The organism is Rahnella sp. 1L-D-7-B-C2 (assembly GCF_057290995.1).
In genome coordinates, this window is sequence record NZ_JBXAVQ010000001.1 from 164,743 (window position 1) to 180,231 (window position 15,489).

13 protein-coding genes, 1 tRNA gene and 1 other RNA gene are annotated in these 15,489 nt (G+C 57.3%); 12 read left to right on the forward strand and 3 right to left on the reverse strand.

Features of this window, described 5'->3' with window-relative positions:
* The first annotated feature begins 49 nt into the window (after positions 1-49).
* Both AC0Z7K_RS00760 and AC0Z7K_RS00765 read left to right on the forward strand, forming a co-directional pair.
* Positions 50-134, forward strand: a tRNA-Tyr gene (locus AC0Z7K_RS00760).
* A 44-nt stretch (positions 135-178) separates the two neighbouring features.
* Positions 179-308: non-coding RNA, RtT sRNA (locus AC0Z7K_RS00765), on the forward strand.
* A gap of 49 nt (positions 309-357) precedes the next feature.
* Here the strand turns inward: AC0Z7K_RS00765 and AC0Z7K_RS00770 are convergent.
* Genes AC0Z7K_RS00770 through AC0Z7K_RS00780 form a run of 3 tightly spaced genes read right to left on the reverse strand, consistent with a single transcriptional unit; the run spans position 358 to position 4,765 of the window.
* Complete coding sequence (locus AC0Z7K_RS00770; RefSeq protein WP_485612315.1) at positions 358-2,178, reverse strand: ABC transporter ATP-binding protein; 1,821 nt, start codon at positions 2,176-2,178, stop codon at positions 358-360.
* A gap of 1 nt (position 2,179) precedes the next feature.
* A complete protein-coding gene (locus AC0Z7K_RS00775) occupies positions 2,180-3,613 on the reverse strand; it encodes a M81 family metallopeptidase (RefSeq protein ID WP_485612316.1) in 1,434 nt (477 codons plus the stop codon).
* A gap of 12 nt (positions 3,614-3,625) precedes the next feature.
* Positions 3,626-4,765: an ROK family protein gene (locus AC0Z7K_RS00780; protein ID WP_485612318.1), complete on the reverse strand. Its 1,140-nt coding sequence runs from the start codon at positions 4,763-4,765 to the stop codon at positions 3,626-3,628.
* 223 nt (positions 4,766-4,988) lie between these two features.
* On the opposite strand from AC0Z7K_RS00780, the gene AC0Z7K_RS00785 reads away from it, so the two are divergent.
* The 10 genes from AC0Z7K_RS00785 (at position 4,989) to AC0Z7K_RS00830 (ending at position 15,486) form a co-directional block, all read left to right on the forward strand.
* Positions 4,989-6,533 (forward strand): ABC transporter substrate-binding protein, encoded by a 1,545-nt coding sequence (locus AC0Z7K_RS00785; RefSeq protein ID WP_485612320.1) that lies wholly within the window; start codon positions 4,989-4,991, stop codon positions 6,531-6,533.
* 27 nt (positions 6,534-6,560) lie between these two features.
* Entirely contained in the window at positions 6,561-7,481 is a 921-nt protein-coding gene (locus AC0Z7K_RS00790; protein ID WP_413528623.1) for an ABC transporter permease, read from the forward strand.
* A complete protein-coding gene (locus tag AC0Z7K_RS00795; RefSeq protein WP_485612322.1) occupies positions 7,481-8,347 on the forward strand; it encodes an ABC transporter permease in 867 nt (288 codons plus the stop codon). The genes AC0Z7K_RS00790 and AC0Z7K_RS00795 overlap by 1 nt, the downstream gene beginning before the upstream one ends.
* Complete coding sequence (locus AC0Z7K_RS00800) at positions 8,344-9,273, forward strand: ROK family protein (protein WP_485612324.1); 930 nt, start codon at positions 8,344-8,346, stop codon at positions 9,271-9,273. The genes AC0Z7K_RS00795 and AC0Z7K_RS00800 overlap by 4 nt, the downstream gene beginning before the upstream one ends.
* 386 nt (positions 9,274-9,659) lie before the next feature.
* Complete coding sequence (locus tag AC0Z7K_RS00805) at positions 9,660-10,670, forward strand: 3-oxoacyl-[acyl-carrier-protein] synthase III C-terminal domain-containing protein (RefSeq protein ID WP_485612855.1); 1,011 nt, start codon at positions 9,660-9,662, stop codon at positions 10,668-10,670.
* On the forward strand, positions 10,667-11,683 hold the full coding sequence (locus tag AC0Z7K_RS00810) for an NAD-dependent epimerase/dehydratase family protein (protein WP_485612326.1): 1,017 nt from the start codon (positions 10,667-10,669) through the stop codon (positions 11,681-11,683). The genes AC0Z7K_RS00805 and AC0Z7K_RS00810 overlap by 4 nt, the downstream gene beginning before the upstream one ends.
* Positions 11,676-12,479: an MBL fold metallo-hydrolase gene (locus AC0Z7K_RS00815; protein WP_485612327.1), complete on the forward strand. Its 804-nt coding sequence runs from the start codon at positions 11,676-11,678 to the stop codon at positions 12,477-12,479. The genes AC0Z7K_RS00810 and AC0Z7K_RS00815 overlap by 8 nt, the downstream gene beginning before the upstream one ends.
* On the forward strand, positions 12,476-13,768 hold the full coding sequence (locus tag AC0Z7K_RS00820; protein WP_485612329.1) for a F390 synthetase-related protein: 1,293 nt from the start codon (positions 12,476-12,478) through the stop codon (positions 13,766-13,768). Before AC0Z7K_RS00815 ends, AC0Z7K_RS00820 begins: the two co-directional genes overlap by 4 nt.
* Positions 13,761-14,369: a phosphatase PAP2 family protein gene (locus AC0Z7K_RS00825; protein WP_485612331.1), complete on the forward strand. Its 609-nt coding sequence runs from the start codon at positions 13,761-13,763 to the stop codon at positions 14,367-14,369. The genes AC0Z7K_RS00820 and AC0Z7K_RS00825 overlap by 8 nt, the downstream gene beginning before the upstream one ends.
* Entirely contained in the window at positions 14,362-15,486 is a 1,125-nt protein-coding gene (locus tag AC0Z7K_RS00830; RefSeq protein WP_413528616.1) for a sterol desaturase family protein, read from the forward strand. The genes AC0Z7K_RS00825 and AC0Z7K_RS00830 overlap by 8 nt, the downstream gene beginning before the upstream one ends.
* The last annotated feature ends 3 nt before the right edge of the window (positions 15,487-15,489 follow it).

Here is a 15,489-nt window from a genome sequence, read left to right on the forward strand (position 1 = left end):
CATGATGATTTAAGGCCAAGAAGTATGTAGTAAATGCCACAAAAGTTGTGGTGGGGTTCCCGAGCGGCCAAAGGGAGCAGACTGTAAATCTGCCGTCATCGACTTCGAAGGTTCGAATCCTTCCCCCACCACCATCTTCCTGAGTCCTCCTCACTTTTTCGACAAAATCAAAAATAAAATAGAACACTGCCCGGGAAGGATAGAGAAGCTTCGACCCGAAGGTTCGAGCCGAGCGAAGCGAGACAGCGTTGCGCAGCAACGACCCGCAGGGCGAGGCCACAGGCCGAGTCATCCTTCCCCCACCACCATCTTCCTGAGTTCTCCTCACCTTTTCGATAAAATCAAAACAATCCACATTTAAACCTGCACAAAATGTCCCACTGACACTTCCTGATACTGCCTGACTGGCGGTACAAAGCCGTTCTCACGCACCGGGCTTTTCAGCTCTTCGACCTGCATCTGACGTTTGAGCATTCTGCGTGACGGATCGGGCACCGGCACTGAGGCCATCAGTTTACGGGTGTACGGATGCTGCGGATTATCGAATATTGCCGCGCGCGGGCCGATTTCCACAATTTCCCCCAGATACATCACGGCCACGCGATGACTCACCCGCTCGACCACCGCCATATCGTGCGAAATAAACAGGTATGACAGATTCATGCTTTCCTGCAAATCGAGCAGCAGATTCACTACCTGCGCTTTCACCGACACATCCAGCGCAGATACCGACTCATCGGCGACAATCACTTTCGGGTCGAGCGTCAGCGCGCGGGCGATGCAGATCCGCTGACGCTGACCACCGGAAAACTCGTGCGGGAACCGGCGCAGCATGTCCGCCGACAACCCGACCTTTTGCAACAGCGACGCGGCTTTCTCTTTGGCATCGCTGCGGTTATGCAGCTTATGTTGCAGCATCGGTTCGATCAGCGCGTCGCCGATGCGCATACGCGGATTGAGGCTGGCAAAGGGATCCTGAAATATCATCTGGATGCGCTGACGCATTTGCAAAATGTCACGCTTGCCCAAATTCATGACGTCAAATCCATCAAAGTCGATTGCGCCGCTGTTCGGCTTGAGCAACCGCGTCACCGCACGGCCGGTGGTGGATTTACCACAGCCGGATTCGCCGACCAGCGAGAGCGTTTCGCCCTGGAATAAATCAAAGCTGATATTTTCCACTGCATGTACCGCTCCGACCTGGCGGCTGAACACGCCGCCGTAGACCGGAAAACGTGCGCTGAGATTCTTCACCGAGAGCAGCGGCGTCAGGCCATTATCCACCGTCCCCGCCACTTCTGTTGGTGTATTGGCTTCACCGGTTTGCAGATTAATCTGCGGGAAACGCAGCGGCCATTCGCGCCCCTGCATCGATCCTAATTTCGGCACCGCCGCCAGCAGTGCACGCGTGTAAGGATGCTGCGGGCGATGGAAAATATCTTCGGTCGCGCCGCTTTCTACCGCTTCACCGCGATACATCACCAGCGTGCGGTCAGCAATTTCTGCCACCACGCCCATATCATGGGTGATGAACAGCACTGCCATCCCCTCTTCTTCCTGCAACGTCTTGATCAAATCCAGAATTTGGCCCTGAATAGTCACGTCCAGCGCGGTTGTCGGTTCGTCGGCGATCAGCAGTTTGGGTTTAAGCGCCAGCGCCATGGCGATCATCACCCGCTGGCGCATCCCGCCGGAAAACTGATGCGGATATTCATCGAAGCGCGCGCTGGCATTGGGAATGCGCACCTTTTCCAGCAGCTTCAGCGTTTCTGCCCGCGCTTGTGCAGACGACATCCCCCGGTGGCGCTTAAGGCTTTCGGCGATTTGCCTGCCGATGCTGAACGTCGGGTTCAGCGACGTCATTGGCTCCTGAAAAATCATCGCCATTTCATTGCCGCGAATATCGCGCATTTGCTTATCGGAGAGCCCGAGTAAACTGCGCTGATTCAGCCGGATTTCACCTTCAATTTTGCTGCTGTGCGCTTTCAGCAGACGCATCACCGACAGCGACGTCACACTTTTACCCGAACCGGATTCCCCGACGATGGCCAGCGTTTCGCCTGGATACACCTCAAACGACAAATCCCGCACCACCGGCAGCCAGTCGTCTTCACCGCGAAATGAGGTGGTGAGATGTTTTACGCTCAGCACCGGCTGACGGTTTTCCGGTTCGCTCATCTTATTTGCTCCTTGCCGACAGCTGCACCTGCGGCACATAGCTGAAATCACGGTCAAACGGGAAGGTTTTGCGCGCCTTGCGGTTGCGTGGAAGACGTTCAACGAACTGATCGACCACGCCGTTCGACAGCGCCATCAAGTTCGGGCTGGCAATCGGGGCCAGCTCCGGGGAGAGATAACCGGATTTCACTACCACAATATCGGCGGTGAGCGGATCGAGTTGCAGCGCGGTGAAATCGCTGATGTTGTGATACGGACGACGACGCGCCGAAACCACTACGTCAATACCGCCAATGCGTAACACCGCCTGACGATCGGCAGCCGTCAGCGCATCGAGCAGGAATACCACCTCAAACTCGCCTTTGACCTGCGGGCTGGAGTTGTCCAGTGATGCGCCGAGCGTCAGCGTCAGTTCAGAACCGACACCGGCGTTGAAAGCCGCGTCCGTCGCCGGTGCATCGGTGATGCCGGCCACAATCACATTTTCAGCATATTGCCTGATAAGTTCTTCCAGCACATCCGCGCGGTCACCGACGCCGCCGCCGGTTGGATTGTCCCCGGAATCCGCCAGCACCACAGGCCGGGTTTCAGAGTGAATCGCCTTGCGCACGCAGGCTTCCACGGTATCGGCCTCACAACCGAAGACGAAATCCTCACGCGCGTCCCAGTAAGCCTGCGCCAGCTGCGTCGCCTGCTGTTCGAGCGCAACGCGATCGGTACCGGTCATGATCACCGCCGCCGTCGCACGGGGCTCATCCGCCCACACGTAACCGACCATCAGCGAGCTGTCCCACACGCCCTCCACCTCGTCCATTTCCGGCAGACGGGCGTACAAACTTTTTGCCGGTTCATCTTCGGTGCTGGTGCGCTCCCCTGGAAGCACCACCGGCACCGGCACCCACAACAGCGTTGGTTTCACCCCGCTTTGCAGATGTTTCACCAGCATCGCCACTGAACGGCGCATCGTTTCTTCCACATCGATATGCGGCGCTGTGCGGTAAGTGGAAAACATATCGATGGCGTCAATGATCCGCTGCGACACATTGCCGTGCAGATCGTAGCTGACGCTGATCGGGCAATCCGGCCCGACGACTTTACGCGCGGCGGCGATCCAGTCACCTTCCGCATCTTCCAGCCCTTCGACGTACATCGCGCCGTGCATCGCCAGATACAGGCCATCAAACGGCTTTTGCGCCTCCAGTCCGGCGATCATTTCCGCTTTAAATTTATCGTACGTTGCGCGGGCAACTGGCCCTCCGGCAATCGCACGCGCGTGAATGGTGGGTAAGAACGTCGCCGGATAATCTTGTAAAAAACGAAAACGCGGCGAGGCCAGAAGCTGCCCGTCGCGCACCACGGTGAAATCTTTCTCTTCGTTCAGTACCGGGTTGTAGGTACTGCATTCAATATGGATACCGCTGACCGCTATACGCATGTTGATGATTCCTCAGACTGGCTTCAGACCGACAAGAAAGCGATGTGCAGCAATGCTTGCCGCCGCGCGCGCCCAGGTGTCGTCGTTTAGTGTAAAAGTGCGAACCGGCGTTTTACCGGCATTGCCCGGCAGCACGTTGGCTTCGATAGACTGCTGTACCACGGTGCCGAATAACCCGGAAAAATCCGCGTCCTGATGGGCAATGAGGATCAGATCCGGGTCGTTGATTTGGATGAGAAGTGAAACTGCCAGCCCCAGTGCAGAACCGGCGCGATGCAAAATGCGGATCGCCGCTGTCTGACCCTGCATCGCCAGTTGCTCCAGCGCGCCGATGGTGGTCGCCTCCAGTCCTTCGGCTATGGCCATTTGCGCGATGGCATTCAGCGACGCCAGCGTATCCAGACAGCCGCGCTTACCACAACGGCACGGCGAGCCGTTCAGCTCCAGCGTACAGTGGGCGATTTCCCCCGCACCGCCGTGCAAACCACGATGCAACTGCCCGGCGATAAAGTGCGCGCTGCCGATCCCCGCGCCATGGCTGACCAGCGTAAAGCTCCTCAGATCCCGCGCCTGACCGAAACTCTTCTCACTCACCGCCAGCGCTTTGGCATCGTTTTCAATGGCGACATCCATGCCGGTGGCCTGTGAAATCAGCTTCGCCAGCGGCACATCCCGCCAGCCGAGCAGCGCCGACTGCACGCAGGTGGACTGGTGTTCGTCAATCAGGCCGGACAGCGTCACGCCCAGGCCGACCAGTTTCTTCGCCGCGTCAGGATGCGGTTCGAGCAACGCTGGTAGTGCCCTGGCGATATTTTCTGCCAGCCGCTGTGGATCAGAATCTGCCGCAAATGCGACACGCGAGAGGATTTCCCCATGCAGGTTGATCAGCACCATCTGCGCCGGATTTTGCAACAATGAGACGCCGGCAAACCATGCACCGTCAGGATGCACTACCAGCCGCACCGATGGCCGCCCCTGTCCGCTGCCCGGCACCGTTTCCGCCTCGTGCAAGAATCCGGCCTCGAGCATTTCGCGCACCACACCGCCGATTGCCGCTTTGCTCATGCCGACCAACTGAGCCAGTTCCGTCCGGCTTAAGCCACCTGACGCATTAATCGCACCTAATATCTGTCGTTGCAAGATTGTTAACATATTCGTTCAGGCGCTCTCAGTTTTCGCTCATCTGCATTGACATTAAACGGAAGAAATGGATATATCAATGCCAATTAGTTCACAAATTAAACTAAACATCGCGACATAAGTATTTCATATGAACTATTTGTTAAAAAATGTCTTGTAATGAATACCGATGTTTTATTCATCAGACTGACATCACCAGAGCCACTTAATCCGATTTCCACGCAGAGGGCAGAACATGAAGATTACCCGTTACATCCGGCGTCCCGTGCAGTTATCGTTACTGAGCAGCGCCCTTCTCGCCGCGTTTTCGCTGCCGGTGTTCGCCGCCACGCTGAACGTGATGCAAAACGAAGCGCCGCGCAGCATGGATCCGGGCAACCAGACCGCCACGTTTACCGGCACGGTATTGGATCCGATGTACGAAGGCTTGCTGCGCATGTCGCCGCAGCTGAAACCGGAAGCGGCGCTGGCGACCTCATGGAGCAGCGATGAAAGCGGTCTGGTCTGGACATTCAAATTGCGCAGCGGCGTCACCTTCCACGACGGCACACCGTTTAACGCTGACGCCGTGGTCGCCAACTTCGCCCGCCATCTCGATACCAAACGTGGTCTGGCGGCCAGCGGACGTCTGCGGACCTTCCTCGACAGCGTCACCAAAACCGACGACTCCACCGTCGTCTTCACATTAAAAAAACCGTATCCCGCTTTCCTGAATTTACTCACTACAGGCGCTTGTCTGATGGTCAGCCCGGCGGCGGATAAAACCGGCACGCTCGACAGCAAGGCGGTCGGCACCGGCCCTTACAAAATGGTGCAGTACAAAACCGGCGAATTCGTCTTAGAACAAAAATATCCGGGCTACTGGGGCGATAAAGCCGCCGGTCCGGATGACATCAAATGGACGTGGAGCGCAGAACCTTCGGTCATGAACATGGCGCTTCAGGCCGGTGAAACTGATGTGATCAACCCGGTGCCGCCGCAATTTGCCAAAGTACTTAAAAATAATCCGAAGTTTAACCTGCACGAAAGTCCGGGAGCCTCCGTCTTCTGGGTGGCGCTGAATGCCGATCTCAAACCGCTTAGCGACGTCCGCGTCCGTCAGGCGCTGAACTACGCCACCGACCGTGACGGGCTGGTGCGCGCCATCATGTCCGGCTTCGCGCAGCCCGCCAACTCCCCTCTGGCACCGGTCACCGCCGGCTATGACAAAACGCTGAATCCGTATCCGCTGGATCTGGCCAAAGCCAAAGCATTACTGAAAGAAGCGGGTGTGGCCGACGGCTTTACGATGTCGATTGCCGTGCAGGGGCAGGACGCGCGCATCGGGCAGGTGCTGCAAAGTATGTGGGCAAAAATCGGCGTGAAACTGGACGTGCGCATCATGGAAAGTGGCGTGTGGACCAAAGCCGCCTTCGCCGATCAGGCCGGGAAAAAAGCGGATAACACCGGCGCGGTACTGGCGTCCTGGTCATCCGGCGCAAACGGTGCGGATCTCCAGCTGCGTCCGCTGTATTACAGCAAAAGCTTCGCACCGGGCGGGGCCAATCTGGGCTTCTTCAGCGATCCGAAGCTGGATGAAATGTTAGACAAAGCGGCTTCGACGCTGGATGAAAATGCCCGCAACGCCATTTATGTTGAGGCGCAGAAAGAGATTAACCAGCAGGCGCCGCAGGTATTGCTCTATTACCAGAACGATCTCTACGCCACCGGCACCAATATATCCGGCGTCACCATGATCCCGGGCGGCCAGATCGTCGTGAAAGATGCACAGAAAAAATAACCGCCGCATTTACAGTGGAAAAGCGCCATGAAAGCCTATCTTGCCAAAAAACTCATCGCCTTCCCGATCATCCTGATCGGGGTATCGATGCTGATTTTTGTGTCCATCCGTGCGCTGCCGGGCGATCCGGCGCGTCTGATGGCCGGACCTGAAGCCACGCAGGAGGCGGTCGATGCCATGCGCGTCCGCCTCGGGCTGGATCAGCCGATGGTGACGCAATACCTGCATTTTGCAGGTGATGTGCTGCACGGCAATCTCGGCGTATCCTTGCAGTCGCAGCAACCCGTCACGCAGGAAATCGGCGAACGTCTGCCGTATACGCTGATGCTGGCGGTGCTGGCGTATTTTCTGGCGGTAGCGGTGGGCGTTCCGGCCGGCATGATAGGGGCAGTGTACCGTAACCGCTGGCCGGATTTTGGCGTGATGTTACTGGCGATTGCCGGTGCGTCCATCGCCAACTTCTGGCTGGGGCTGATGGCGATGAACACCTTCTCGGTGAATCTTGGCTGGCTGCCACTGCTCGGCGCGACGTCGTGGAAAAGCTACATTCTGCCCTCGGTCACGCTGGCGGTTTTACCGATGGCGGTGATGGCGCGCATGACGCGTTCGAGCATGCTTGATGTTCTCTCGGAAGATTACATCCGCACCGCGCGTGCCAAGGGATTGTCGGCCACCACCGTTTATTGCAGTCACGCATTTCGCAATGCGCTGATCCCGATTGTCACTATCGTCGCACTCAATTTCGGCAGCCTGATTGGTGGCGCGGTGGTGACTGAGTCGGTCTTTAACTGGCCGGGTATTGGCCGCCTGCTGGTGGATTCCGTGCGCTATCGTGATTACCCGGTCATTCAGGGCGTCGCACTGGTGGCGGTCTGCGGCGTGGTGGTGATGAATCTGCTGGGCGAATTACTGATTGCCTTCCTGAATCCAAAAATAAGGTTCGATTAATGTCAGCCATTATCACGCAATTACCCCGTCGCAAACCGCGCGCGCTGCGGTTGTTCCGCTGGTTCTGGCGTCATCCTGCGGTGACGCTCGGCGGACTTATCGTCAGCCTGATCGTGCTGGCGGGCCTGTTCGCACCGCTGCTGACGCGTCATGATCCCTACGCGCAGGATCTCATCGACACCCTGCTCGCCCCGAGCGCCAGCCACTGGTTCGGCACCGACGATTACGGTCGCGATATTTTCGCCCGCGCCATTTACGGCGCGCGGATCTCGATTATCGAAGTGGTGCTCAGCGTCGGGCTGGCGATGATAGTCGGCATTCCGCTGGGGATCATTGCCGGAATGGCAGGACGGTATACCGACATGATTATTATGTGGTTTATGGATATGCTGTTCGCGTTTCCGGGCATCGTGCTGGCCATTCTGGTGGTCAGTATCCTTGGCGGCGGACTGGTGAATCTGCTGATCGCCATTTCCCTGTTTGCCATTCCGGTTTATGCGCGCCTGAGCCGTAATCTGACCCTCGGTTTAAAGCAAATGGAATATGTCGAAGCCGCGCAGGCGTTGGGTTTATCGAACTATCGCATCATCGTGCATTACATTTTGCGCAACGCCATCGGCCCGATTATCGTGCAATCGACGCTGACCGCCGGCACCGTGATCCTCGCGGCTGCCAGTTTGTCATTTCTCGGTCTGGGCGTGCAACCGCCGATGCCGGAATGGGGTACCATGATGAGCGATGGCCGAAACTTTCTCGGCATCAATATTTACCTTTCGCTGTTCCCCGGTCTGGCCATTATGCTGACCGTGCTTGGTTTTAACGTACTGGGCGACGGACTGCGAGATTTACTGGACACACGCTCATGAGCTCTGCGGTTTTTTGTGCCGATATCGGCGGTTCGTTTATTAAATTTGGTATTTCACGGGTTTCAGGCGAGGTGCAAGAGTGCGGCAAAGTTCCGACGCCCGTTGCCTCGTGGGATGATTTCGTCGCCGCCATGCAAACACTGATTACCCAGTACGGCGCGGATTTTCCGTCCTCTACCCCGCTGGCGATTTCCACCGCCGGGCTGGTTTCTCCGCAAACCGGTGAACTGCTGGCGACCAACATTCCGGCGTTCACCGGCCGCTCGCTGGCAAAAGATTTAAGTATGGCGCTGAACCGTCCGGTGACCGCCGCCAACGACGCCGACTGTTTTGCTCTGGCTGAAGCGCACGCCGGAAATGCACAACATCAGCCGATCGTCGTCGCCATTATTCTCGGTACCGGTGTCGGCGGGGGTCTGGTGATCAACGGCCAGTTAGTGCGCGGCCACGGTGGCGTCACCGGCGAGTGGGGACACGGAGCCATCACTCGTACGGAGCTGAGTATTGAAGGTAAAGCCTACCTCGTCCCGCGCCTGAAATGCGCCTGCGGTCAGACCGGCTGCCTCGATAAGCTCGGCGCTGCACGCGGCATGGAACGGTTGCATCAGCATTTTCACCAGCGGGAAGCGTCGAGTCTGGATATCGTCACCGGCTGGCAGGCGGGCGACCGTGATGATGGACTCACCGTCCGCGCCTGGTTACAGCTGGTCGCAGAACCTCTGGCATTGCTGGTGAATATTCTCGGCCCGTCGCGGATTGTTGCCGGTGGAGGACTGGCGTCGGCCACGGCGCTCATCGCGGAACTAGACCTCGCGGTACGCAAGCTGGTGTTACACCGTTATGCTGCACCGTTGTTAGTGCCGGGGAAATTCCTGACGGAAGGTGGGCTGGTGGGTGCATCGGTCATGGGGAGAATTGAAGGATAAAATCCTTAAGGGTGCGGTGCCCCACGCACTTACGGCTCCTTATAAAAAGATCGAGAATATTTCATTTTCTCATGTGCAGTGATCACTTAACCCCCCGTGCCAAAACCGCCAAAGAGGGAGGAAAGCGCCTCCCTTTTTGATCTCCCACGCTTTTTCAAAGACGCACTATCAAACCTTTCTAAAGAAAAAACTGTACCGGTCTGCTCCTCCCCCTGCGAAGGGGGATGCCGGGAGGGGATATTGCAGGCAATCGAAGTGACTCTTTAATCCCCCTCTTATTCCCCCACCACAGGGAAACCAGTTACTATGTTCACCCGATCCGCCCGGCGGGATGCCCTTCTCTCCCTCAGGCGTAATAACAGTAATATATAAGGATATATGTGGATATTGTCAGGACAACGCCTGTTTCATCATTGTTGGTACCGCTGAAAATTATTTCCTCGGGCGCGGCTTTACCGCCGCAGAAAGTCACGTCGGCCGAGCTGGATGCCCGTCTGGGGAAATCCGCGGGTTACGTAGAACAACGCTCGGGCGTCGAATATCGTTTTCACGGCGACAACCGCACCTCGCAGGTTGAGCTGGCGGCAGAAGCGATAACCGACGCGCTACGGTGCGGCAATATCCCGGCGGACTCGGTAGATTTGCTGATTTTTGCCTCGGCCATCCCGGTGCAGGCGCTGCCCTATAGCGCGGCGCACGTCCTGAAAGCGTCGCCACTGCGCGAGGGCATTAGCACCTTTGATATCAACGCCAGCTGCGTCAGCTTTATCTCGGCGTTGCAGGTAGCAGCAGGTTTACTCAATACCGGTGCATACCGGCGTATCGCCATTGTCAGTGCGGAACTGGCGTCTCGCGGCATCAACTGGCAGCACGAAGAGTCGTCGATTATTCTCGGGGACGGCGCGGCATGCGCTATCGTAGAAAAGGGAGACGGATGCAGTGGCATTCTCTCCTGCCTGATGGAAACCTACCCCGCCGGGATTGACCTGTGCCATATCCGCGCAGGCGGCACTCGTCGTAATCCCCGTGCGGGGATCGATGACAAAGATTTCTTATTCCACATGGACGGCAAACGCTTGTTCCGGCTGGCATCGGGGCTGATCGAAGCCTACTGGGCAAGATTGCTCTCCGCCGCCCGCTGCGAACTCAGTGACCTGGCGACGGTTGTCCCGCATCAGGCCAGTCACGTCTCGCTCGAACACATGCGCCGGCGGCTGAACGTACCTGCTGACGTGCTGATTGATATCTATCGTCACCATGGCAATCAGGTATCCGCCTCGATCCCGACCGCCCTGCACTATGCGATAACACAGGATCGTTTCATGCCGGGTAAACCAGTGGCGCTGGTGGGTACCGCTGCCGGGCTCACGCTCGGTGGCATGGTATTACTGCCATGAAAATTTTAGTGACAGGATCGACCAGCGGACTCGGACGCAATGCGACAGAATGGTTGCTCAGTGCCGGTCATCAGGTGGTGGCCGCGGGGCGCGATCTGGTGCAGGGAAAAATGCTCACCGTCGCCGGAGCCGATTTCCGCTTTGTCGATCTCGACCACGCGACCGCAGCGGAATTCAGCTCAATGGTTCAGGGCTGCGAGGCCGTCTGGCATTGTGCGGCAAAATCGTCACCCTGGGGGCCGAAGGCGGCGTTTATGCGCACCAACGTTGAGGTCACCGACCGCCTGGCACTTGCCGCCGGGCAGGCAGGGGTGCCGAGATTCGTGCATATTTCCACGCCCGCGATTTATTTTGATTTCCAGCATCATGCAGATCTCGACGAAAGTTATCGCGCCAGGCGCTTTGCTAATCACTATGCTCACAGTAAGTTTCTGGCCGAAGGTTGCATCACGCAACGCCAGTATCAATTTCCCGACACCCGGTTTACCCTCCTGCGCCCGCGCGGTTTATTCGGCGCCCACGACCGGGTGATCATTCCCCGCGTTCTTGAACAAATCCGCATGAATAAAGGTGTACTGCGCCTGCCCCGCGGCGGAGAAACGCTACTGGATTTGACGTTTACGCTCAATGTCGTGGAAGCGATGTGGCTGGCAACGACACAAGAGCATCTTCCTCTGGCGGCGGCCTATAATATTACCAATCAGCAGCCGGAGCAGCTCAAAGAGATGCTCCATCAGTTGCTACAGCAACAACTGAATATCCGTTTTACCATCAAACCGGTGTCGTATTCGCTGCTTTACGGCGTGGCCGCAGGCATGGAACTGCTGGCCCATGCGCGTCGGCGCGAACCGATGCTGACCCGCTACAGCGCGGGTGCGGTGAATTTTGATATGACACTCAGCCAAAGCCGTGCGATAAACGAATTGAATTACCGTCCGGTGTATACCATGGAACAGGGCATCGCGCTGACGGCACAGGCTATGCGGCTTAATAAAGGATTACATCTTGGCTAATCTTACCGCTTTTGAAGTGGGCTATTGCCTGCACCCCGGCTGTATGGCGCTGAAAGGTGCGGGTTGGCGCGTGTGTAAATTCCCTGCCCGTGCCTGGCTGTTAGAAGCCCGGGGCAAACGCTGGCTGTGGGATACCGGCTATGCCGACCATTTCGAGCATCACACCAAAGGAATTCTCAGCCTGTACCGCGCCACCACGCCGGTGCATTTCGACTCAAAGGATGCCCTGTTCCGCCAGCTGGCGAGTCAGGGGATTCAGCCCGCCGATATCACGGCGCTGATTATCTCGCATTTCCACGGCGACCATATCGCCGGGCTGCGTGATTTCAGCGGTGTACCGTCGGTAAGCAGCATGGACGGGTGGATCCGTTCGCGTAAACTGCGCGGTTTTTCCGCCCTGAGAAGCGCCTTCGTGCCGGGATTAATCCCGGACGATTTCGAAACCGGTTTGCAGTGGATGGAGGCTTTCGAGGAAACGGCCCTGCCGGCTGAGCTCGCCCCGTTTGAGCGCGGCTACCGGCTTCCGGGCAGCGATAATGAAATCATTCTGGTACCACTGCCGGGACACGCCGCAGGACACATCGGCGCGTTTGTCCTCACTGATTCGGGCTGGGAACTGCTGGCAAGCGATGCCGCGTGGTCGCCAAAGAGTTATGAATCACTGCGCGGCCCGTCGCGAATGGCACATCTGGTGATGGACAACAGTGCCGCCTACTATCAGACGCTCAACCGCCTGCATCAGCTCCACCTCAGTGGCAACGTGAAGATCCATCTGTGTCACGAAGGCGATTTATGATCCCGCTGAAAACCCTCTGGCATTATCTGCGCACCCGCAGGCTGGTGTTTGACAGTCGCGAAGCCTTACTGGTCTGGCAACAAAAAAAACTGCGCCAGTTCGCCCGCAAAACGCTGTCACACAGCCCGTGGTTTAAAGCTTACGCGCATCTGCCACACAGCCAGTGGCCGCTGATGAATAAAGCGCTGATGATGGCTAATTTTGATCAGATGAACACAGCGGGTCTGAAGAAAGACACCTTGCTCGCCTGCGCACAGCGGGCGGAACGTGACCGACATTTTACGCCGCAAATTGAAGGTTTCAGCGTCGGACTTTCTTCGGGAACGTCCGGGCAACGGGGCATTTTTGTTGTCAGCCCGCACGAACAGCAGGTCTGGGCGGGCGGGATGCTGGCAAAAATGTTGCCAAAGGGATTACGTCGCGGCGAGCGCGTCGCGATGTTTTTACGCGCGGACAACAACCTCTATCACAGCGTGAATAACCGCTGGCTGAGTCTGGCATTTTTCGATCTCTTTTCGCCTTTTCAGCCGCAGTTACAGCAGCTGGAAAACTTCGCGCCAACCATCATTGTCGCACCGGCACAGGTACTGCGGCAGCTGGCGCTGGCGGTGCTGAATGAGGAACTGACGCTCAGTGTCAGCAAAGCCATCTCAGTCGCCGAAGTGTTAACGGCACAGGATCGCCAGCTGCTTGAGCAGGTTTTCCCGCAGGTCGGCGAGGTGTATCAGGCCACTGAGGGCTTTCTTGCCGCCACCTGCGAGCGCGGAACGCTGCACCTGAATGAAGAATTTATCCACATCGAACCGGAGTGGATCGACGACCGCCGCTTTGTGCCAGTGATCACCGACTTTACCCGCCATACCCAGCCCATCGTGCGTTACCGTCTGGATGATGTGCTGGTAAAACGCGAGCAACCCTGCGGTTGCGGGCGCGTGACAATGTCACTTCAGCATATTGAGGGCCGCTGCGATGACTGGCTTGAATTACCCGGCAGCGACGCGCTGCCGCGAATTATGTTTGCCGACGCCTGTAGCCGGGTGATCGCCAATGCCCTGCCGCTGACGGCGGACTACCGGCTCACCCAGCAGGACAACGTCACGCTGATGTTGCAGGGTGAATGTAGTCTGGCCGAACTGCAGGTATGCAAAACGCAGCTGGAGGAGCATTTCGGTGTACAGGCCGTGGATGTTTCTCAGCTACAGTGGATACTTCAGGCGGGCCAGATCCCTGCCAATTTCATGCAGAAAAAACGCCGGATTACGCGCTTACAGGAAGCCGCTCATGGTTAACCGTTTATTGCAGATGCTGCTGGGCTGGGGCTCGGTCGGCGTGGTGTATCACCTGTCGGATGCTTTTCAGCAGGCTGGTACCGTGCTGATGCCGTCGGTGATTGACCGGGCTATCCCGTTCAGCCCCGCGGCTATCTGGCTGTATCTGTCATTTTTTCTGATCATCCCTTTGGCGTACCTGACCTGCCCGGCAAACCGGCTGCGTTGGCTGCGTAATTCGATGATGCTCACCGCGCTGTTATCGGGCGTTGTGTATATGCTCTGGCCCACCACCCTGGTGTATCCGCCATTTACGCAGGACACCCTCAGCGGACGGATGCTGAAATCGCTTACTGACATCGACTCGCCGCAGAACTGTTTGCCCTCGCTGCATATGGCGCTGACGGTGCTGTCGGTGTGGGCAGTCAGCGGCGAAAACCGCTGGAAGACCGCCGCTTACGTGCTGTGGTGTTTGGCTATCGGCTTCTCCATTTTGCAATTACGTCGCCATCTGTTTGTCGATTTACTGAGCGGCGCCACTCTGGCGCTGGGCGTCGGCGCACTGCTGTGGCGGTTTATGTTAATTTCGCAGTCAAGTCACAAGGAACGTGCTCATGGTTGATTTAATTATTCCGATCGTTTTTATGCTGGCGGTGGTGTTAGGTGAAGCCTGCCTGTTGCAGTATCTGCGCAAAGAGCCGGTGAACTGGCGGGACGTCATGTTTAATCTCAACTCCGGGCACGTGATGCTGTGGCTGTTTCGCGGACTGGAGATTTTCTGTTACGGGCTGGTGGTCACCCATTTCAGCCTGAACTGGGTGAGCAGCTGGCCGGTGCCGCTGGTGTGGATTTTCGCCCTTCTGGCCTGGGATTTCGGCTTCTACTGGCTGCACCGTCTGCACCATAAGTTCGGCCCGCTGTGGGCGGTTCACGTGGTGCATCATCAGGGCGAGCACTTTAACTTGTCGCTCGGCGTGCGCAATTCCTGGTATTCATCGCTGACCTCTATTCCGTTCTTTATGCTGCTGGCGATCGCCGGTGTGCCGCTGTCAGTCTTTATCGCCGTATCGCTGTTCCATTACAGCGTCCAGCTGTTCAATCACAACGCCCTGACCGGTAATCTCGGATTCCTCGAAAAGATTTTTGTTACGCCTTCACACCATCGCGTTCATCATGTGAATGACCGTTTCTATGCCGATAAAAACTGCGGCGGCACCTTTATTTTCTGGGACAAGATGTTCGGCACCTTCTGGCCGGGTCTGCCGAAGGAGGATTTCACCTACGGTTCCGGCAAGCAGCCGCATCCGCAGAATCCCTTTTGGGCCAGCAATCAGCCATTCTTTCAGTATCTGAAATTGCCGTTCCGCTATCAGACCAAGCCGCCGCAGTTTCGCTGCGCCACCGCCAGCCTGCTCACCGGCGGTATGCTGCTGTTCTCGCTGGTTATCGGCTATGTCTGGCAATACGGGTACGGCTATCACGGCACCACCTTGCCGCAGGTCACATTATTCCTGTTACTGATGGCCGGAACGCTGGCGCTGGGCGGTATTGCCGAAGGCCGCAAATGGGGCGTAACGGCGTGGCTACTGATAACAGTAGCGCTCTCGGCGATTTTCCTGATTGGCCTGCGCTGGCACGAAACATTTTGGATCTGGCTGATGCCCTTCATCACCCTGCATGGCGTGAGTCTGGCGCTGGGGTTCGGACGCCGTCAGGCGCAGGTGCCCACCTGTGAGTAAATT

Excerpts from the sequence above, each read along its gene's own strand:
- AC0Z7K_RS00775 (WP_485612316.1), bottom strand. The coding sequence starts at position 3,613 with ATGCGTATAGCGGTCAGCGGTATCCATATTGAATGCAGTACCTACAAC.
- AC0Z7K_RS00800 (WP_485612324.1), top strand. The coding sequence starts at position 8,344 with ATGAGCTCTGCGGTTTTTTGTGCCGATATCGGCGGTTCGTTTATTAAA.
- AC0Z7K_RS00785 (WP_485612320.1), top strand. The coding sequence starts at position 4,989 with ATGAAGATTACCCGTTACATCCGGCGTCCCGTGCAGTTATCGTTACTG.
- AC0Z7K_RS00830 (WP_413528616.1), top strand. The coding sequence starts at position 14,362 with ATGGTTGATTTAATTATTCCGATCGTTTTTATGCTGGCGGTGGTGTTA.
- AC0Z7K_RS00770 (WP_485612315.1), bottom strand. The coding sequence starts at position 2,178 with ATGAGCGAACCGGAAAACCGTCAGCCGGTGCTGAGCGTAAAACATCTC.
- AC0Z7K_RS00825 (WP_485612331.1), top strand. The coding sequence starts at position 13,761 with ATGGTTAACCGTTTATTGCAGATGCTGCTGGGCTGGGGCTCGGTCGGC.
- AC0Z7K_RS00780 (WP_485612318.1), bottom strand. The coding sequence starts at position 4,765 with ATGTTAACAATCTTGCAACGACAGATATTAGGTGCGATTAATGCGTCA.
- AC0Z7K_RS00795 (WP_485612322.1), top strand. The coding sequence starts at position 7,481 with ATGTCAGCCATTATCACGCAATTACCCCGTCGCAAACCGCGCGCGCTG.
- AC0Z7K_RS00810 (WP_485612326.1), top strand. The coding sequence starts at position 10,667 with ATGAAAATTTTAGTGACAGGATCGACCAGCGGACTCGGACGCAATGCG.
- AC0Z7K_RS00820 (WP_485612329.1), top strand. The coding sequence starts at position 12,476 with ATGATCCCGCTGAAAACCCTCTGGCATTATCTGCGCACCCGCAGGCTG.
- AC0Z7K_RS00790 (WP_413528623.1), top strand. The coding sequence starts at position 6,561 with ATGAAAGCCTATCTTGCCAAAAAACTCATCGCCTTCCCGATCATCCTG.